This is a genomic window from Asanoa ferruginea (assembly GCF_003387075.1).
GTDB classification, from domain to species: Bacteria; Actinomycetota; Actinomycetes; order Mycobacteriales; family Micromonosporaceae; genus Asanoa; species Asanoa ferruginea.
Map to the genome: position 1 here is coordinate 7,152,452 of NZ_QUMQ01000001.1, position 17,723 is coordinate 7,170,174.

Genomic DNA, 17,723 nt, shown 5'->3' on the forward strand with positions numbered 1-17,723 from the left:
GGCCGCCTCGGTTGCCCGGCTGGCTCGGACTTGCCCATCCGACGCGGCTGACCGCCCGGCCGGCCTTGGACCTCCCGATGGCGACCTCGGACGGCCCGCCACCTCGGCGGCCTGCCAGCTCGAGCGGCCTGCCAGCTCGAGCGGCCTGCCAGCTCGAGCGGCCCATCCCACGCGGCTGACCGCCCGGCTGGCCTTGCACCTGCCGATGCGGCCGCCTCGGCGGCCGGCCGGCTCGGACCTGCCCATCCACCCGCGGCTGACGCCCGCCTGGCCTTGGACCTGCCGATGCGGCCGCCTCGACGGCCGGCCGGCTCGGACCTGCGCATCCACCCGCGGCTAACGCCCGCCTGGCCTTGGGCCTGCCGATGCGGCCACCTCGGCGGCCGGCCGGCTCGGACCTGCGCATCCACCCGCGGCTAACGCCCGCCTGGCCTTGGGCCTGCCGATGCGGCCACCTCGGTTGCCGGCCGAGCTCTCGGCCTGCTGCCTGTCGATACGGCCGCCTAGGTTGGTGGCCGCCTCCCGGCCTGCTGCCCGTCGTCCGCAGCCAGCCAGGTGCTGCTTCCTGCGGTCCGCCAGGTAGGGCCGGCGCACCCAACCTGGCGGCCCGGCGGAACTCTGCCCGATGGTTCTCGGCACTCTTCATCGGGGCCAACTCGCGGGTGCTGGGCCGCACTACCCCTAGAGCGTCCTAGGACGATGGTGATCGGTCCGTCCTCAGATCGCCACCGACCCCGGCGGCTCGTGAAGCAGCGCACGCCCGCGGCGCGCGCCCTGACACGACGATCTGGGGCGCCACATTTAGTAAGTCGATCTCCGAATCAACAGGATCCGCCGCCCCGGCATCGCCACGTGGTAAACCCCACCCCGCCACCACCTGCGCGTTAGGGCCACGACGCGCGCGAAGGCCCCACGGTCGCTCGCGCGGCCGTCAGCGACCGCCCAACATGGGCGATCTGGGGCGCTACATGTGGGAATTCGATCTCCGATTCACCACGTCCGCCGCCCCGGATGGGGGTTGAGCCGTGCCGCCGCCACGACTCCGGCTTGGCTTGGCTTGGCTCACGCTGGTGAAGACCTGCACCCCATCTGAGGCGGGGGATCTGTCAGACGGAAGATCGACTTAACAGATACGGCTCCCCAGATCGGGCAACGGCCCGGTCCTGCCGATCACCGCTAGCGGGTCCGACTTCGCGTCAATGTCTGGTCAGGTGGCGAACCGGCATTCCAGCCGGTTGGCGCGGCCTACCGCGGCTTCGACCTAGGCCGCCCCGCACGCCCAGCGCCGCCGCTGGCCCAGCGGCGCAGCGGCGCAGCGGCGCAGCGAAGATCGTTGCTCGCCTGCGGAGCTAGCAGACAACGATCAACGTGAGTGCGGAGCTTTCGGGAAAGGTCGACGGCCAGGCCGGACTTGCCGGGAAGGTCGGCGTCCGGCCGGGCTAGGGCAAGGTCAACGCCCGCGCCGCGCAAGCCGGCAAGGTCAACGCTCACGCCGCGCAAGCCCGCAACGTCAACGCCCACGCCGGGCTTGCGGGCAAGGTCGGCGTGGGTGTCACTGGAGGCGGGACAGGTGGCGCATCTTGTTCATTGCGTCGAGGGCGGCGACCTTGTAGGCCTCGGCCAGGGTTGGGTAGTTGAAGACCGCGTCTACCAGGTAGTCGACTGTGCCGTTGCAGCCCATGACGGCCTGGCCGATGTGGACGAGTTCGGTGGCGCCCGTGCCGAAGATGTGGACGCCCAGCAGGCGGCCGTCTTCCGAGCCGACCAGGAGTTTGAGCATGCCGTAGGAGTCGCCGATGATCTGGCCGCGCGCTAGCTCGCGGTAGCGGGCGATGCCTACTTCGAAGGGGACCCGGGCCTCGGTGAGGTCGTCTTCGGTGCGGCCGATGAAGCTGATTTCGGGGATCGTGTAGATGCCGATGGGTTGAAGTGCCGGCATTGCTCGGACCGGTTCGTCGCAGGCGTGGTGTGCGGCCAGGCGGCCCTGCTCCATCGACGTGGAGGCCAGGGCCGGGAAGCCGATCACGTCGCCGACCGCGTAGATGTGTGGCACCTCGGTGCGGAAGTGTTCGTCGACCGCTAGTCGGCCGCGGGCGTCGGAGGACAGTCCTGCGGCCTGCAGGGCCAGGTCGGGGGCGGTGCCTTGGCGGCCTGCGGAATACATCACGGTGTCGGCGGCGATCTTCTTGCCGCTCTCCAGGACCGCGACGGCGCCCTCGGCGTAGCGCTCGACGGACGCGACTGACTCGCCGAAGCGAAAGGTGACCGCCAGGTCGCGGAGGTGGTATTTCAGCGCCTCGATCACTTCGAGGTCGCAGAACTCGAGCATGCGGTCGCGGCGTTCGACGACGGTGACCTTGGTGCCGAGGGCGGCGAACATCGACGCGTATTCGATGCCGATCACGCCGGCGCCGACGACCACCATGGACCGCGGCACCCGCTCCAGGTTGATGATGCCGTCGGAGTCGATGATCGTGCGCTCGTCGAAGTCGACCGACGACGGCCGCGCCGGGCGGGTGCCGGAGGCGATGACGACCTTGGCCGCGCTGGCGTGCGACTCGCGGCCACGTGAGTCGGTCACGCTCAGGGTGTTGGGGTCGGCGAACTTGCCGAACCCGCTCAGCAGCGACACCCGGTTGCGGGTGAGCTGGTTGCGGATCACGTCGACCTCACGGCCGATGACGTGCTGCGTCCGGGCCGCGAGATCCGCGACGGTGATGTCTTCTTTGAGCCGGTAGCTCTGCCCGTACATCTCCCGTTGGTTGAGACCCGTCAGATAGAGCACTGCCTCGCGCAACGTTTTCGACGGAATCGTGCCGGTGTTGATGCACACCCCGCCGATCATGTTGTCGCGCTCGACTATCCCGACCCGCCGGCCCAGTTTCGCCGCCGCGATCGCCGCCTTCTGTCCGCCAGGCCCCGACCCCAGCACGAGCACGTCAAAGTCGTACATGCGGTCAGTCTGACAGTCTCACGTTAAGTTTTGGGATCTCCGTTTTCGCCTGTGGACAACGGGCGGCTGACAGCCACCGCCGCCACCCACATCGATCGGCATGCGGCGGTCGGTGCCCGGCCCTCCCCCAGCCCGCCCTCTATCGCGGGGTTCTGTCCGATGCCGGACACTGGCCGCATGACCACGGCCGCGCAGCCCATCGAACTCCGGTGGGACAAAGGCGACAGCGCGGTCACCTGGACATACGGCCGAGACACGATCACGAAGCGGTATCCGACGGCACCGTCCTCGGTCATCGCATGGCCTGATCCACCCAGCATCATCGTGGTCGAAGCCAACGTGAGGCAGGACTCCCGCCTCGACAACGCGGCGGTCCTCAACCCCGACGGCACCGAACGGCTGCGGCTGCGGCCACCCGACGTGGTCAGAGAACTCCACCACAGAATCGGCTTCTACGTGGTTTACGCCGACCCGTGCGGCCTGGTCGCCGTCTTCGCCACCCACGTCGGCGACTTCTGGGGCCGACCCGACTTGCGAACAGGCGAACTGGACCACGTCGCAGCCTCGCGATGAACCACGCACGTGACGATGGCCAAGGCATGCGGACACGCCGCACCTGAGGCGGACAGCGATCGCGTCGCAGCTCCAGCCACGAGCTCTGCCAGCACCACGGCGCCGCAAGGAGTCCCCGCCTCGCACCCGTGAGCGGGCCGGGCTGGCTTCTCTGCGTGCCGCCCGGCCCGGTCGACGGTCAGACGTAGAGGCGGCTCACGGTTTCGGCTACGCAGACCGGCTTCTCGCCGCCGTCGGATTCGACGGTGACGCGGGCTACGAGCTGGACGCCGCCGGCGACCGGGTCGACGCTCGCGATCTCGGCGCGGACGCGGATGGAGGTGCCGACGCGCACCGGGGCCGGGAAGCGGACCTTGTTGAGGCCGTAGTTGACGCCCATGCGGGTGCCCTTGACCGTGTAGAGAGCACCTACCAGCGACGGCAACAGGGACAGGGTCAGGAAGCCGTGGGCCACCGGGCCGCCGAACGGGCCCGCCGCGGCGCGTTCGGGGTCGACGTGGATCCACTGGTGGTCGTCGGTGGCGTCGGCGAAGAGGTTGACCCTTGCCTGGTCGATCGGTTGCCACTCGCCGGGGCCAAGCGTTTCGCCGACGGCCGCCGTGAGCTCCTCCACAGACGCGAACTCGCGCTTCATGCCAGGTGTCCTCCGATCTCGGTGTAACCGCGGAGCAGGTCGCGGGAAATGATCAGGCGCTGCATCTCGTCGGTGCCCTCGAAGATGCGCAGCAGGCGGACCTGCCTGTACCAGCGTTCGATCGGCAGCTCGCGGGTGTAGCCCATGCCGCCGTGGATCTGGAGCACGCGGTCGACGACGTCGTTGACCATGCGGGCGCCGTAGAGCTTGGACATCGACGACGCGTGGCGGGCGTCGAGGCCCTGGTCGACCGTCCACGCCGCACGCAGGATCAGCCAGCGCGCGGCCTCGAGCTCGGTCTCCGAGTCGGCGATCATCCACTGGATCGCCTGGTTGGACGACAGCGGACGGCCGAAAGTCTCGCGGGTGTTGGCGTGCTCGATGGCCATCCGCAGGGCGCGCTCGGCCGTGCCGACCGCGTGTGACGGGATGATGTAGCGGCCCTTGCCGATCCACTGCATGCCGAGCGCGAAGCCCTGGCCGACCTCGCCGAGCACGTTGCGGGCCGGGACGCGGACCGAGTCGAACACCAGCGAGGCCGGGCCGCCCTCGCCCATCGTCGGGATGAACTCGGAGCGCCAGCCCATGGACCGGTCGACGAGGAACGCGGTGCTGCCACCGTTGCGGACGTCTTGGCCGCTGTCGGAGACCGCCACGACGATGGCGAAGTCGGCGTCGTTGCCGTTGGTGATGAAGGTCTTCTCGCCGTCGAGGATCCAGTCGTCGCCGTCGCGGCGGGCGGTCATCCGGATGTTGGCCGCGTCGGAGCCGGCCCCGGGCTCGGTGATGGCGAAGCAGGAGATGCGCTCGCCCTCGATGGTCCGGCAGCAGGAACTCGGCCTTCTGCTCCTCGTTGGCGAAGAACAGGATGTTGTCGGCCTCGCCGCCGAACCGGAACGGCACCCAGGAACGGCCGATCTCCGTCCAGATCAGCGACTGCATGACGGCCGGCAGATCCATGCCACCGTAGGCCTCCGGGGTCGCGAGACCCCAGAAGCCGAACGCGCGTGCCTTGCCTTGGAGCTCGCGCAGCTCGTCGAGGCGCAGCCCGGGCTCATGGGCCCGCTCGCGGCGCAGCACCTCCTGCTCGAGCGGCATGACCTCTTTGCGGATGAAGGTCCGGGCGGTCTCCCGGATCGCCTTCTCCTCGTCGCCAAGCGAAAAGTCCACGATGGTCCTCCCCAGACCCGGAGCCGACGCGGTTAGCGCGCGCCGCCGTTGACATAGAGCGTCTGGCCGCTGACGTAGGACGCGTCGTCGCTGGCCAGGAACGCGATGACGGAAGCGACCTCGTCGGGCTGCCCGACGCGGCGCAGCGGGGTGGCGTCGGCCGCCATCCGCTGGTGGTCTTCGGGAGCGGCGCCGACCCGGGTCGCGGTCGCGGCGGTCATCGCGGTGGCGATGTAGCCGGGCGCGACGGCGTTGACGTTGATGTTGAACGGGCCGAGCTCGATCGCCAGTGTCGCGGTCAGCCCCTGCACGCCGGCCTTGGCGGCCGCGTAGTTGACCTGGCCCCGGTTGCCGAGCGCGGACCGGCTGCTCAGGTTGACGATCTTGCCGTAGCGGGCCGTCACCATCGGCTTCTGCGCGGCCTGGCAGCAGAGGAACATGCTGGTCAGGTTGGTGGTGATCACCGCGTCCCACTCGGCGGCGGGCATCTTGAACAGCATGTTGTCGCGGGTGATGCCGGCGTTGTTGATCAGGATGTCGAGCCGGCCGTGGTCGGCCACGACGGCGTCGACCATCGCGGCGACCGCCTCGGCGTCGGTCACGTCGCACCCGTAGCCGGTCGCGATCCCGCCGGCGGCCTTGATCTCGTCAGCGGCGGCACCGCTGCGATCTGCGTCGAGGTCGACCACCGCGACCCGGGCCCCCTCGCTGGCCAGCCGGCGTGCGGTGGCGGCACCGATGCCCTGCGCCGCGCCGGTCACGATCGCGACCCGATCGGCGAACCTTGCACTCATCTGGAAATCTCCCTGCTCAGGTGGTGATTGGCTCAGCGCTCGACCAGCACCGCGGTGCCCTGCCCGACGCCGACGCACATGGTGGCCAGACCGCGCCGGGCGCCGGTGCGGCGCATCCGGTGCAGCAGTGTGGTGATGATGCGGGCGCCGGAGCAGCCCAGCGGGTGACCGATCGCGATCGCGCCGCCGGACGGGTTGACCCGCTGCTCGTCGAGGCCGAGCTCGTCGACGACGGCGAGCGCCTGCGCGGCGAACGCCTCGTTGAGCTCGGCGGTCTCGATGTCGTCGAGCTTCCAGCCGCGCCGGTCGAGGACGCGGCGGGTGGCCGGCACGGGACCGATGCCCATCACGTCGGGGTGCACACCAGCGCTCGCGCCGCCGACCCAGCGACCCAGCGGCTCGAGCCCCAGCTCGCCCAACACCTCTTCGCTGACCAGCACCAGGGCGGCCGCGCCGTCGTTGAGCGGCGACGAGTTGCCGGCCGTGACCGTGCCGTCCTTCCGGAACACGGGCTTGAGCGCGCCCAGCTTCTCCAGCGTCGTGTCGGCGCGGATCCCCTCGTCGACCTCGACCGTCGCGCCGTCGGGGCGGGTGACCGGCAGCAACTCGGCCGCGAAGTCGCCGGCCGCGGTCGCCGCCGCGGCGGCCTGGTGGCTGCGCAGAGCGAACGCGTCCTGGCGCTCCCGCGAGATGTCGTAGCGGCGGGCCACCTCCTCGGCGGTCTCGCCCATGCTCAGCACGCCGTGCAGGTCACGCATACGGGGGTTGACCAGCCGCCAGCCGAGCCGGGTGTCGACGATCTCCATGCCGCGCGGCAGCCCCTCGTCGGGCCGCGGCAGCACGAACGGCGCCCGGCTCATCGACTCGGAACCGCCGGCCACGACGATGTCGGCGTCGCCCGCGGCGATCGCCCGCGCCGCGCTGGTCACCGCCTCCATCCCGGACGCGCACAGCCGGTTGAGCGTCGCGCCCGGCACCGTCTCGGGCAGGCCCGCGAGCAGCACCGCCATCCGGGCGACGTTGCGGTTGTCCTCCCCCGCCTGGTTGGCGGCGCCCCAGTAGACGTCGTCGACCTGCGCCGGATCGAGCGCCGGCAGATCGGCGAGGACACCCGACAGCGCCCGCGCGGCGAGATCATCCGCGCGGACCGCCGACAGCGCGCCGCGCAGGCGTCCGATGGGGGTACGCCGTGCCGCGGCGAAGTAGACCGGTCGCATGGTGTGTGCCTGACCTTTCCTGGCTCAGAAGGCGGCGACGCCGGTGAGCGCCCGCCCGATGAGGAGTTGCTGGATCTCGCTGGTGCCCTCGTAGAGCGTGGTGACCCGGGCGTCGCGCAGGTATTTGCCGACCGGGTATTCGTCGATGTAGCCATAGCCGCCGAACACCTGGACCGCGCTCTCGGCCGCACGGACCGCGGCCTCGCTGGCGAACAGCTTGGCCATCGACGCCTCGGTGCCGAACGGCTGACCGCGATCGATCAGGTCGGCGACCCGCCAGACGAGCAGCCGGGCGGCCGCGGTGTCGACGGCGATCTGGGCGAGGTGTCGCTGCACGAGCTGGTGTGCCGCGATGGGCTTGCCGAACTGGGTGCGCTCGCCGGCATAGCGCACCGCCGCGTCGAGGCAGGCCTGCATGAGCCCGACGCAGCCGGCGGCCAGCGACATCCGTCCCTTGTCGAGAGTGGACATGGCGATCTTGAAACCGTGGCCCTCGGGGCCGAGCCGCGCCGCGTCGCTGACGCGTACGCCATCAAAGGTCAGCTCTGCCGTTGCCTGGCCCCGGAGGCCGAGCTTGCCGCGCACCTCGCGGCGGGTCAGGCCCGGCGTGTCGGTCTCGACCAGAAACGCCGTGACGCCGCGTGGACCGGGCCCGCCGGTGCGGGCGAAGACCAGCGCGACATCGGCCCAGGTGCCGTTGGTGATGAACATCTTGGAGCCGCTGATCAGCCAGTCGACGCCGTCGCGGACGGCCTTCGTGGTCAGGTTGGCGGCGTCGGAGCCGGTGCCCGGCTCGGTCAGCGCGAAGCAGCCGAGCGAAGCGCCGGAACACAGTCGGGGCAGCCACGTCGTGCGCTGACTGTCGGACCCGTGTGCTGCGATCGTCTTGGCGACCAGGCCCAGCGAGACCGAGACGATGCCGCGCACCGCGGAGTCGCCGCGGCCGAGTTCCTCGAGCACCATGCAGTAGGTGAGGTGGTCGCCACCGGAACCACCGACCTCTTCCGGGATGGTCAGGCCGAGGAAGCCCAGGTCACCGAGGCGCTTGATGATCGAACGGTCGACCGCCTCGCGCCTGTCCCACTCGGCGGCGTGTGGCGTGACCTCGCGCGCGACGAAGTCGGCGGCGAGCGAACGACTCGCTTCGTGCTCCGGTGACAAGATGAGGTCCACGCAGATAAACTAACGGTGGTAGTTTTAGCTGTCCACCCCGACACGAAGAGTTGTGCGTCAACCGGAGACCGGAGAGGAGTGCCGCCGATGCCCCGACCGCGCCAGGCGCTGCTCACCCGGCAGCGCATCGTCGACACGGCGGCCGAGCTGATCGACGCCGAAGGGCTCGAGGCGGTGTCCACCCGGCGGCTGGCCGCGCAGCTCGGGGTCCGCGGCCCGTCGCTCTACAACCATTTCCCCAACAAGGACGCGATCCTCGACGCCGTCGCCGACGCGATCACGGCCGACGTCGACATCAGTTGCTTCGCCACCCACGAGTGGCCCGAGGCGCTGCTCATCTGGGGCCGGTCCTACCGGGCCGCCCTGGCCGCGCACCCGCACATCGTTCCCTACCTCGCTCGCGGTCCGGGCCGGCGACCGCGCGCCCTCGCGATGGCCGACGCGGTCTACGGCGGCCTGGTCCGGGCCGGTTGGCCACCGGCACGGGCGACGCACATCGGCGCCCTGATGCGCTACCTGGTGGCCGGCTCGGCGCTCGGCTCGTTCGCCCGCGGCTTCGCGTCCGACCCGGCGATCTACGTCTCGTCCGACTACCCCCACCTCGGCCAGGCCCACCGGCTCGCCGCCCATCAGCGTGAAGTCGACGAAGGCGCGTTCGAGCTTGGCCTCGAAGCGGTCATCAAGGGCCTCCGCATCACGTATGAAGAGGTGGTCGGTGACGCGCCACACCGATTCCACGGCACTGCCCGCTCCGCCCCCACCGGGAGGTAAACGCATGGACCAGGCCGACGCCGGCCGGGCCACCGCCAAGGTGGCCGACCGCGACCGTCTCTACATCGACGGCGAGTGGGTGACCCCGCTCGACGCCCTGCCCATGCCGGTGCAGGATCCGGCGACCGAGGAGGTCGTCGCGCACGTGCCCGCCGCCGGCAGCGGCGACATCGACCGCGCGGTGGCGGCGGCGCGGGCGGCGTTCGGTCCGTGGGCCGACCTGTCCCCCGCGGCCCGCGCCGATCACCTCGACCGGCTGCTCGCGGCGCTCACCGCGCGGGCCGGGCAGATCGCCGCGACCATCGCGATCGAGGTCGGCACCCCGTTCAAAGTGGCCCAACGCGTGCAGACCGGCCTGCCGCTGACGGTGCTGCGCGACTACGTGGCGCTGGCGCGTGAAGAGATCGAGCCGGAGACGATCGGCAACTCACTGGTCTTCCGCGAGCCGGCGGGCGTGGTCGGCGCGATCACGCCGTGGAACTACCCGCTGCACCAGGTGGTCGCCAAGGTCGGTGCGGCGCTCGCCGCCGGCTGCACGGTGGTGCTCAAGCCGGCCGAGCTGACCCCGCTGACGGCCTACCTGCTGTTCGACGCGATCGACGAGGCGGGCCTGCCGCACGGCGTGGTCAACCTGGTCACCGGCTCCGGCCCGGTCGCCGGCTCGGCGCTGGCCGCACACCCCGACGTCGACGTCGTCTCGTTCACCGGGTCGGCGGCGACCGGCGCGGCGATCAGCCGGCTGGCCGCCGACCGCATCGCCCGCGTGACGCTGGAGCTGGGCGGCAAGTCGGCCAACGTGATCCTCCAGGACGCCGACCTGGCCAAGGCCGTCAAGGTGGGCGTCGGCAACGCGTTCCTCAACGCCGGCCAGACCTGCACCGCGTGGACCCGCATGCTCGTGCACCGATCGGTCTACGAAGAGGCGGTCGACCTGGCCGCCACGGCGTCGTCCGGCTACGTGACCGGCGACCCGTTCGACCCGGGCACCCGGCTCGGCCCGCTGGTGTCGGAGCGGCAGCGCGACCGGGTCCGCACCTACATCGACAAGGGCCTCGCCGACGGCGCCCGGCTGGTCTCCGGCGGGCCCGACGCGACGGTGCCGGCCCGCGGCTTCTTCATCGCGCCGACCGTGTTCGCCGACGTCGACCCCGACGACACGATCGCCCAGGAGGAGATCTTCGGCCCGGTCCTGTCGATCATCCCGTTCTCCGACGACGACCAGGCGGTCGCGATCGCCAACAACTCCCGCTACGGCCTGGCCGGCGGGGTCTGGTCCGGCGACGAGGAGCGCGCCCTGTCGGTCGCCCGCCGCCTGCGCACCGGCGCCGTCGACATCAACGGCGGCGCGTTCAACCCGCGGGCGCCGTTCGGCGGCTACAAGCAGTCCGGCGTGGGCCGCGAGCTGGGCCAGCACGGCCTGTCCGAATTCCTCGAGACCAAAGCGATCCAACGATGAAAGCATTAATCGTTTCGGGTACGCGTGAAGAGCCGCACGTCGCCGACGTGGTGTTGCCGCCGGTCGGGCCGGGCGAGGTCCGGGTGCGCATCCGGGCCGCCGGCGTCTGCCACTCCGACCTGTCGATGGTCAACGGCACGCTGGCACCGTCCTACCCGCTGGTCCTCGGCCACGAGGCCGCCGGCGTGGTGATCGAAGTGGGCCCGGAGGGCGCCGGCCACCGCGTCGACGTCGGCGACCACGTCGTGCTCAACTGGGCACCACCGTGCCGCGAATGCTGGCACTGCACGCACGGCGAGCCGTGGCTGTGCGCGGAGGGCGGCCGCCCGTCGGCGCCGCGCGGGCGGCTGGCGTCCGGCGAGGCGGCGCACGTGACGCTGGGCCTCGGTGCGCTGGCCGAGGAGGTCGTCGTGCCGAGTCACGCGGTCATTCGGGTCCCGGCCGACCTGCCACCCGATGTCGCCGCGCTGCTCGGCTGCGCGGTCCTGACCGCGACCGGCGCCGTCAACCGCACGGCCGCCGTCCAGGCTGGCCAGTCGGTCGTCGTGATCGGCCTCGGTGGCGTCGGCCTGGCCACGCTGATCGCCGCGCGGGCCGCGGGCGCCGACCCGGTGATCGGGGTCGACCTGAGCGAGGCCAAACGCGACCTGGCGCTCAAGGCCGGCGCCAGCCACTTCCTGCCCTCCGACGACACCGTGCCCAAGGCGGTGCGCGGCCTGACCGGCGGCCGCGGCGCCGATCACGCGATCGAGTGCGTCGGCCGCTCCGCCACGATCGGCGCGGCCTGGCGCGCCACCCGGCGCGGCGGTCAGGTCACCGTGGTCGGCATGGGCGCCCGCGACGACCTGGTCAGCCTCGGCGCGCTCGACATCTTCCACTCGGCGCGCACGTTGCGGTCGTCGGTCTACGGATCCTCCGACCCCGACCGCGATCTGCCCGTGCTGGCCGCGGCCGTCCACGACGGATCGCTCGACCTGTCCCCCTTGATCACCGACCGCATCTCGCTGGAGGCCGCCCCGGACGCCTTCACCCGCATGGCCAGGGGCGAGGGCGCCCGCTCCGTCGTGCTGTTCGACTGACCCACCCGGACCACGCCGAATGGGCGTGACCTTGTGGCAGGCCCCGGCCATGGCGGGCCGCGCGCCTGAGGGCGGGCACGGCCTTGCCCCACGCGCCCAGTGGTGGGCGACGGTCGGCCAGCCTGCCATAACGACTCGCGAGAGACCCCCGGCGGACCTTCCGGTCTGCTCAGGGGTCTCTCACGTTCGGCCGACTGTCAGCGCGACGTCAAGAGGAGACGACGACCGCGGCCAGCCGGAGCGTGGGGCAAGCCGACGCGCACTACCGCTGCTCGGCGACCGCCCGATACTCGGCGACCCGCTGCCCGAGATCCCGTTCGACCCCGTCCCGCTGCTGGAATCCCCGCTCGAAGAGAGCAGCGACCCGAGCCGCCGACTCAGGGCGGAAAGCCGTCTGGAAGAACGCCTCCAACCCCTTCCCGAACCCCGCATCGTCGGGCAACGTAGCGTCGTCGATGAACTGCTTCGCACCGGCGACGGCATACTTCTCGAACCCGGCAACCCGCCGGGCAAACGCGTCCACGAAGGCATCCAACTCGGCGTCGGGGACTGTGCGGTTCACGTACCCGATGCGCTCGGCATCCTGGGCGGAGTAGTCGTCCCCGCCGAGGACGATCTCGATCGCGCGGGCGCGGCCGACCAGATACGCCAGACGGGCCATGGCGCCCCCGCCGGGTACCGCGCCGATGCCCACCTCGAACTGGCCGAGGATCGCCTTGTCGCCCGCGAAGCGGATGTCCGTCGCCAGGGCGAACTCGCTTCCCGCGCCGCGCGTGCGGCCGCGGATGGCGGAGATCGTGACGGCGGGCACCCGGCTCAGCCGCACGAGGTTGTCGAGGAAGGGGTGCAGCCCCGTGCGGCCCGGGGGCATCGCCAGCACGCGGTCGTTGTCGCTGCGGATGTCCCAGTGCGCGATGAAGAAGTCGGGGTTGGCGCTGTCGAACACCACGACCTTGAGGTCGGGTGCCTGTTCGATCTCGGTGACCAGGTCGGCGAGTTCCTCGATGCTGTCGACGTCCATCAGGTTGATGTCGCCGTTGGCGAAGGTGATCCGCCAGTAGGAGTCGCTGATCTCGGTCTTGGTGAATTGGGTCATGGTCTTCCTTCGTCAGTGAGCGACGCTCAGCACGAGCTTTCCTTTGTTGCGTCCCTGCTCGCCGTCGGCGTGCGCGGCGGCCGCCTGGGCGAGCGGGAAGATCTTGCGGACCTCGACGCGTAGGTCGCCGCCGTCGATCAGGCGGGCGAGCCTGGCCAACGTCGCGCCGTCGGGTTCGACCAGGAACGGGGTGACCGTCAGCGACCGGCGACCGGCCTCCGCGAGCAGTTCGGGCGACGCTCCCGGGACCGGGACGATCAGGCCGTCCGGCCGGAGCGTGTCCAGCGACCGCAGGCTGGTGTCGCCGCCAACCAGGTCGAGAACGATGTCGATCTCGCCGACGACCTCTTCGAACGGTCGCTGGGTGTAGTCGATGACCTCGTCGGCGCCCAGGTCGCGCAAAAAGTCGTGGTGCGGACCGCGCGCCGTAGCGATGACGTGCGTGCCCAACAGCTTCGCGACCTGGACCGCCAGGTGGCCGACGCCGCCGGCGCCGGCGTGTACGAGCACCCGCTGGCCGGGTACGACGCGCGCGGCGTCGACGAGTGCCTGCCAGGCGGTGAGGCCCGCGAGCGGCACGGCCGCGGCGTGCGCGTGGTCGAGCCGGGCGGGCTTGAGGGCGAACTGGCGTGCGGGCGCGACGACGTACTCCGCGTAGCCGCCGGCCTGGCGCGGGAACCACGGCATGCCGTAGACCTCGTCGCCGGGGCGCAGCGTGTGCACGCCGAAGCCGACCTCCTCGACCACGCCGGAGACGTCCCAGCCCAGCACGAACGGTGGCTCGCCGATGCCCGGCAGGCCCTGGCCGCCGCGGGTCTTCCAGTCGATCGGGTTCACCCCGGCCGCGTACACCCGGACGAGCACTTCGGTGGGCAGCGGCTCGGGGCGCGGTACGTCGCTGAGCTCGAGGACGTCCGGCGGCCCGTACACGTGCTGGGTGATGGCCTTCATCTCGATTGACTCCAGGTGAGATTTGGGAACGATCGGTGCGGAATCGAAGCAAAAAAAAAATCAGTCGAGCATGGTCATCATGTCGTCGACCATCTGGCGGAGCTGCGCGCGCGGGGCGCCGGTGCGCACCCGGACCCGCAGGCCGACCCAGGCGTTGAACAGGGTCAGCGCGAGGCCGCGCGGATCATGGTGGGCAGCGATCTGCCCGGTCTCCTGGCCGCGCCGGATGAGGTCGAGCACGAGCTGCTGTTGCCGCGCGAAGCTCTTCTCCACCCGGGCCGCGGCGTCCGGGTCACGCAGGGCCAGCTCCGTCGCGGTGTTGACCGAGAGGCAGCCGAGGGGCTGCTGCCCGCCACCGGGCAACGCCGACTCGAACAGGCCACGCAGCGCGGCCCGGCCGTCGGTCTGGCGCTCGGCCGCCGCGACGTTGACCTGCTCGACCGTCTCGGCGTAGCGGTCCAGCGCCTTCAGGTAGAGGGCCCGCTTGTCGCCGAAGGTGTCGTACATGCTGCGCTTGTGGATGCCCATCCGGGCGACCAGCTCCTGCATCGACGTCTTCGCGTAGCCCTGCTCCCAGAACAGGGTCATCGCGCGATCAAGGGCGACATCCGGGTCGAACTCCTTCTGCCGAGCCATCGCACCAACCCCCCTTCGCCGGACAATCGCTTTTGGGAACGATCGGTACGCTACCCCGCCCCGGCGCAGGCTGCAATAGATGAGAGATCTCATCTATAATGGGAGGCATGGGACGGGTATCACAGGCGCAGGCGCTGGAGAACCGCAGGCGGGTCGTCGACGCGGCGGCGCGCCTGTTCCGCGAGCGCAACGTCCAGGCGGTCAGCGTCGCCGATCTGATGGCCGAGGTCGGCCTCACCCACGGCGGGTTCTACAAGCAGTTCGCCTCCAAGGAGGCGCTGCTCACCGAGGCCACCGTCCAGGCGTTCGCCGATCTCGCCGCACTGCTCGCCGACTTCGACGCCCGGCACCCCGGCGACCACCGGGCCGCCCAGGGTGACCTGATCGACTATTACCTGTCGACGGAGCACCGGGACGATGTCGGGGCGGGCTGCCCGACCACCGGCCTGGCCTCCAACATCGCCGGCGAGGATCTCGAGGCTTCAGCCCGACCGGCGTACGCCGAGGGTGTCGAGATGTTCGCCCGCTGGCTCGCGACCGACAGCGACGAGGACCTCGCCACCCTCTCGACCCTGGTCGGCGCCCTGACCCTGGCCCGCGCCACCGCCGGATCCGACCTTTCGGAACGAATCCTCGCGGCGGCCCTCAAAGCACTCCCCACACAGAGCTGAGCGTTTGCGGCTTTTAGATGATGGGCATAATCTAACGGAGTCACGCGGTGCCGGCCCCAGGCTGGCAACCGATTCCGATTTCGAAGGAACCCCCATGTCTGACCCGAACATCGCCGTAGTCACCGGAGCCTCGACCGGCATGGGCGCCGTCTACGCCGACCGCCTCGCCCGCCGCGGCTACGACCTCCTGCTCGTAGCCCGCAACAAGACCCGGCTCGACGCCGTCGCGAGCAAGATTGTCGAGAGCACCGGGCGCTCGGTCGAGGTGCTCGCCGCCGACCTCGCCGACCCGACCGACCTCGCGACGCTCGAAGATCGCCTGCGGACCGACGAGTCGGTCGCGCTGCTGGTCAACAACGCCGGCGGAACGGTCTTCGGCCCGCTCGCCCAGGCCGACCCGGCCCAGCTGGAGAAGCTGATCACGCTGAACGTGACCTCGCTGACCCGGCTCACCACGGCCGCGCTCGCGGGCTTCACCCGCCGGGGCACCGGCACGATCATCAACCTGTCGTCCGCCCTGGCGTTCAACGTGCTGCCGGTCAGCGCGGTCTACAGCGGCACGAAGAGCTACGTCGTGGCCTTCACCCAGGCCCTCCAGCAGGAGCTCGCCGACACCGGGATCCGCGTGCAGGCGGTCTTCCCCGGCGCGGTGCGCACCGAGTTCTGGGACGGCTCCGGCATCGAGGTCACCGCGATGCCGGACGAGTGGGTGATGTCCGCCGACGACGCGGTCGACGCCGCTCTCGCCGGCCTGGACGCGGGCGAGCCGATGACCCTGCTCTCCCTGCCGGACATCGCGCACTGGGACCAGTTCGACGCCGCCCGCCAGACGTTGATCCCCAACCTGTCCCGCTCGGTACCCGCCGACCGCTACCGCAACTGACCGCCCCGCAGCCACGCGTCGACGCCAGACGCGTGGCTGCGGTCTAGCCTGGACGCGAACCGAGGCGGGGGGTCGCGATGGATGACGAGGTGGTCGTCGTCGGCGCCGGGGTCAGCGGCCTGACCACGGCGGTCGTGCTGGCTGAAAGCGGCGTGCCGACCAGGGTGCTGACCGACCGACCCACGCGCGAGACGACCTCCATGGTCGCGGGCGCCCTCTGGGGACCGTCGTTCCAACCACCGTTCGACAAGACCCTGGAATGGACGGCACAGTCGCTCGACGACTTCCAGCGTCTAGCGACCGACCCGACCACGGGCGTGCGGATCGCGAACGTACTGACCGTCGGCGACGCCCTACCCGACGGCGACCTGCCGCCACAGGTCACGATGATCTCCGGCCTCCGCGCCGCCACCAGCGACGAACTGCCGCCCGGATTCGCCGCCGGCTCGTGGGGCCGGATGCCGGTGGTCGACATGCCGACCTACCTCGGCCACCTCGAACGCCGGCTCGCCGCGGCGGGTGTCCACATCGACCACACCCGGGTCACCGACCTCGCCGACGCCGGCGAGCGCGTGGTCAACTGCACCGGCCTGGGCGCCCGCGACCTGGCCGGCGACGACACCCTGCGACCCGTCTTCGGCCAGCACGTCATCCTCACCAACCCCGGCCTCGACGACGCCTTCATGGAACTCGGACGCGACGCCGAGTGGACCAGCTTCATGCCCCACCCGGAACGCGTGGTCTGCGGCGGCATCCGGATCCCGGACCGCTACGACCTGACCCCGGACGACGACCTCACCGCGCGCATCCTCGAACGCTGCCGCCGCGTCGAGCCCCGCCTGCGCGACGCCACCGTCATCGAGACGGTGACCGGCCTACGCCCCGACCGCCCTTCGGTCCGCGTCACCGTCGAATGGCGCGACGACCGGACCCTGATCGTGCACAACTACGGCCACAGCGGCACCGGGGTCAGCCTCTCGTGGGGCTGCGCCCGCGAATCCGCCCGCCTGATCACCGGAAGCTGAGGATCAAGATCGCCCCGACCATTGCTCGGGTCCGCGATGGGCACGACCGTCGCTCCCGCCAGGCTCACTGTCCGTCGTTCGTCGCAGTCAAGACCGAAGGACCTGACCCGGGTCAGGAACGATGTTGCGCGGCGGCACAATCGACAGTTGCGGGTGCCCCAGCATCGACCGGTTCATCGACCGCCGGGACCATGATCAAGTGCACGCCACCTAGATTCGCGACGGCATGTCGCCCAGACCGGGCGCACACGATCATCACACGACCCGTTCCCAGCCCAGATCCCGTGCACATGATCTCGACAGAACCTTCCGACGCAACCGCTGCGGTCGAGGGTCTACATACGACGCTCCGCGGGAGATGCTGAGCCGCCGGTCCGACACAGCTCGCCGCGACCACGAAACCCAGATCCGGCAAGGCAAACCGCGAGTGGTCGTGCTCAGGCTGCAATCCTGTCCGATTGTGTACACCGCTGCGGCGATACCCCGATGGCGATGCTCGACGAAAATGAGTCATGGGCCGAGGACGCAAGGCCACCGTCGCTGTACCCATCTTCGTGGCAGGCAGCCCGTCGGTCGCGTTCGGCGCCGCTGACACCGGCAAGTGGCTCGACGAGTTCATGGAGCGGCGTTAGCATCGTGGC

15 protein-coding genes and 1 pseudogene are annotated in these 17,723 nt (G+C 70.8%); 7 read left to right on the plus strand and 9 right to left on the minus strand.

Features of this window, described 5'->3' with window-relative positions:
* Window positions 1-1,552 precede the first annotated feature (1,552 nt).
* The gene (gene sthA, locus DFJ67_RS33465; protein ID WP_116072402.1) at window positions 1,553-2,953 is read right to left on the minus strand and encodes a Si-specific NAD(P)(+) transhydrogenase; all 1,401 of its coding nucleotides are present in this window, start codon (window positions 2,951-2,953) and stop codon (window positions 1,553-1,555) included.
* Window positions 2,954-3,130: 177 nt separating this feature from the next.
* On the opposite strand from sthA, the gene DFJ67_RS33470 reads away from it, so the two are divergent.
* Window positions 3,131-3,526: a hypothetical protein gene (locus tag DFJ67_RS33470; RefSeq protein WP_116072404.1), complete on the plus strand. Its 396-nt coding sequence runs from the start codon at window positions 3,131-3,133 to the stop codon at window positions 3,524-3,526.
* A gap of 178 nt (window positions 3,527-3,704) precedes the next feature.
* On the opposite strand, the gene DFJ67_RS33475 is transcribed toward DFJ67_RS33470, so the two are convergent.
* From DFJ67_RS33475 to DFJ67_RS33495, 5 genes and pseudogenes are all read right to left on the minus strand, one after another.
* Window positions 3,705-4,160 carry a MaoC family dehydratase gene (locus tag DFJ67_RS33475; protein ID WP_116072406.1) on the minus strand — a complete coding sequence of 152 codons (456 nt, stop codon included), beginning with the start codon at window positions 4,158-4,160 and terminating at the stop codon, window positions 3,705-3,707.
* A pseudogene (locus DFJ67_RS44605) lies at window positions 4,157-5,330 on the minus strand (acyl-CoA dehydrogenase family protein). The gene DFJ67_RS33475 and the pseudogene DFJ67_RS44605 overlap by 4 nt, the downstream one beginning before the upstream one ends.
* Before the next feature lie 32 nt (window positions 5,331-5,362).
* Entirely contained in the window at window positions 5,363-6,124 is a 762-nt protein-coding gene (gene fabG, locus DFJ67_RS33485) for a 3-oxoacyl-ACP reductase FabG (RefSeq protein ID WP_116072408.1), read from the minus strand.
* A gap of 32 nt (window positions 6,125-6,156) precedes the next feature.
* Window positions 6,157-7,341, minus strand: coding sequence for a thiolase family protein (locus DFJ67_RS33490; RefSeq protein WP_116072410.1), 1,185 nt, complete (start codon window positions 7,339-7,341; stop codon window positions 6,157-6,159).
* Between the two features lie 24 nt (window positions 7,342-7,365).
* Window positions 7,366-8,514, minus strand: a complete 1,149-nt coding sequence (locus tag DFJ67_RS33495; RefSeq protein ID WP_116072412.1) for an acyl-CoA dehydrogenase family protein — start codon at window positions 8,512-8,514, stop codon at window positions 7,366-7,368.
* Window positions 8,515-8,601: 87 nt separating this feature from the next.
* Between DFJ67_RS33495 and DFJ67_RS33500 the strand changes: the two genes are divergently transcribed.
* Genes DFJ67_RS33500 through DFJ67_RS33510 form a run of 3 tightly spaced genes read left to right on the plus strand, consistent with a single transcriptional unit; the run spans window position 8,602 to window position 11,820 of the window.
* Window positions 8,602-9,285 carry a TetR/AcrR family transcriptional regulator gene (locus DFJ67_RS33500; RefSeq protein WP_116076951.1) on the plus strand — a complete coding sequence of 228 codons (684 nt, stop codon included), beginning with the start codon at window positions 8,602-8,604 and terminating at the stop codon, window positions 9,283-9,285.
* Between the two features lie 4 nt (window positions 9,286-9,289).
* Window positions 9,290-10,741, plus strand: a complete 1,452-nt coding sequence (locus tag DFJ67_RS33505) for an aldehyde dehydrogenase family protein (protein ID WP_116072414.1) — start codon at window positions 9,290-9,292, stop codon at window positions 10,739-10,741.
* Entirely contained in the window at window positions 10,738-11,820 is a 1,083-nt protein-coding gene (locus DFJ67_RS33510; RefSeq protein ID WP_116072416.1) for an alcohol dehydrogenase catalytic domain-containing protein, read from the plus strand. The genes DFJ67_RS33505 and DFJ67_RS33510 overlap by 4 nt, the downstream gene beginning before the upstream one ends.
* A gap of 262 nt (window positions 11,821-12,082) precedes the next feature.
* Here DFJ67_RS33510 and DFJ67_RS33515 read toward each other — a convergent pair whose 3' ends face one another.
* The 3 genes from DFJ67_RS33515 to DFJ67_RS33525 are packed head-to-tail and all read right to left on the minus strand — an operon-like array spanning window position 12,083 to window position 14,503.
* Entirely contained in the window at window positions 12,083-12,916 is an 834-nt protein-coding gene (locus DFJ67_RS33515) for an enoyl-CoA hydratase/isomerase family protein (protein WP_116072418.1), read from the minus strand.
* Between the two features lie 12 nt (window positions 12,917-12,928).
* Complete coding sequence (locus DFJ67_RS33520) at window positions 12,929-13,867, minus strand: NADP-dependent oxidoreductase (RefSeq protein ID WP_116072420.1); 939 nt, start codon at window positions 13,865-13,867, stop codon at window positions 12,929-12,931.
* A 60-nt stretch (window positions 13,868-13,927) separates the two neighbouring features.
* The gene (locus DFJ67_RS33525; protein ID WP_170216092.1) at window positions 13,928-14,503 is read right to left on the minus strand and encodes a TetR/AcrR family transcriptional regulator; all 576 of its coding nucleotides are present in this window, start codon (window positions 14,501-14,503) and stop codon (window positions 13,928-13,930) included.
* Between the two features lie 107 nt (window positions 14,504-14,610).
* Between DFJ67_RS33525 and DFJ67_RS33530 the strand changes: the two genes are divergently transcribed.
* The 3 genes from DFJ67_RS33530 to DFJ67_RS33540 all read left to right on the plus strand — a co-directional run bounded on the left by DFJ67_RS33530 (window position 14,611) and on the right by DFJ67_RS33540 (window position 17,082).
* Window positions 14,611-15,174 carry a TetR family transcriptional regulator gene (locus DFJ67_RS33530; RefSeq protein WP_116072424.1) on the plus strand — a complete coding sequence of 188 codons (564 nt, stop codon included), beginning with the start codon at window positions 14,611-14,613 and terminating at the stop codon, window positions 15,172-15,174.
* Between the two features lie 94 nt (window positions 15,175-15,268).
* On the plus strand, window positions 15,269-16,057 hold the full coding sequence (locus DFJ67_RS33535) for an SDR family NAD(P)-dependent oxidoreductase (protein WP_116072426.1): 789 nt from the start codon (window positions 15,269-15,271) through the stop codon (window positions 16,055-16,057).
* A 77-nt stretch (window positions 16,058-16,134) separates the two neighbouring features.
* A complete protein-coding gene (locus DFJ67_RS33540) occupies window positions 16,135-17,082 on the plus strand; it encodes an FAD-dependent oxidoreductase (protein ID WP_116072428.1) in 948 nt (315 codons plus the stop codon).
* Window positions 17,083-17,723: the final 641 nt, after the last annotated feature.

Coding starts and splice junctions, on each gene's coding strand:
- sthA (WP_116072402.1), bottom strand. CDS start 2,953: ATGTACGACTTTGACGTGCTCGTGCTGGGGTCGGGGCCTGGCGGACAG.
- DFJ67_RS33470 (WP_116072404.1), top strand. CDS start 3,131: ATGACCACGGCCGCGCAGCCCATCGAACTCCGGTGGGACAAAGGCGAC.
- DFJ67_RS33475 (WP_116072406.1), bottom strand. CDS start 4,160: ATGAAGCGCGAGTTCGCGTCTGTGGAGGAGCTCACGGCGGCCGTCGGC.
- fabG (WP_116072408.1), bottom strand. CDS start 6,124: ATGAGTGCAAGGTTCGCCGATCGGGTCGCGATCGTGACCGGCGCGGCG.
- DFJ67_RS33490 (WP_116072410.1), bottom strand. CDS start 7,341: ATGCGACCGGTCTACTTCGCCGCGGCACGGCGTACCCCCATCGGACGC.
- DFJ67_RS33500 (WP_116076951.1), top strand. CDS start 8,602: ATGCCCCGACCGCGCCAGGCGCTGCTCACCCGGCAGCGCATCGTCGAC.
- DFJ67_RS33505 (WP_116072414.1), top strand. CDS start 9,290: ATGGACCAGGCCGACGCCGGCCGGGCCACCGCCAAGGTGGCCGACCGC.
- DFJ67_RS33510 (WP_116072416.1), top strand. CDS start 10,738: ATGAAAGCATTAATCGTTTCGGGTACGCGTGAAGAGCCGCACGTCGCC.
- DFJ67_RS33515 (WP_116072418.1), bottom strand. CDS start 12,916: ATGACCCAATTCACCAAGACCGAGATCAGCGACTCCTACTGGCGGATC.
- DFJ67_RS33520 (WP_116072420.1), bottom strand. CDS start 13,867: ATGAAGGCCATCACCCAGCACGTGTACGGGCCGCCGGACGTCCTCGAG.
- DFJ67_RS33525 (WP_170216092.1), bottom strand. CDS start 14,503: ATGGCTCGGCAGAAGGAGTTCGACCCGGATGTCGCCCTTGATCGCGCG.
- DFJ67_RS33530 (WP_116072424.1), top strand. CDS start 14,611: ATGGGACGGGTATCACAGGCGCAGGCGCTGGAGAACCGCAGGCGGGTC.
- DFJ67_RS33535 (WP_116072426.1), top strand. CDS start 15,269: ATGTCTGACCCGAACATCGCCGTAGTCACCGGAGCCTCGACCGGCATG.
- DFJ67_RS33540 (WP_116072428.1), top strand. CDS start 16,135: ATGGATGACGAGGTGGTCGTCGTCGGCGCCGGGGTCAGCGGCCTGACC.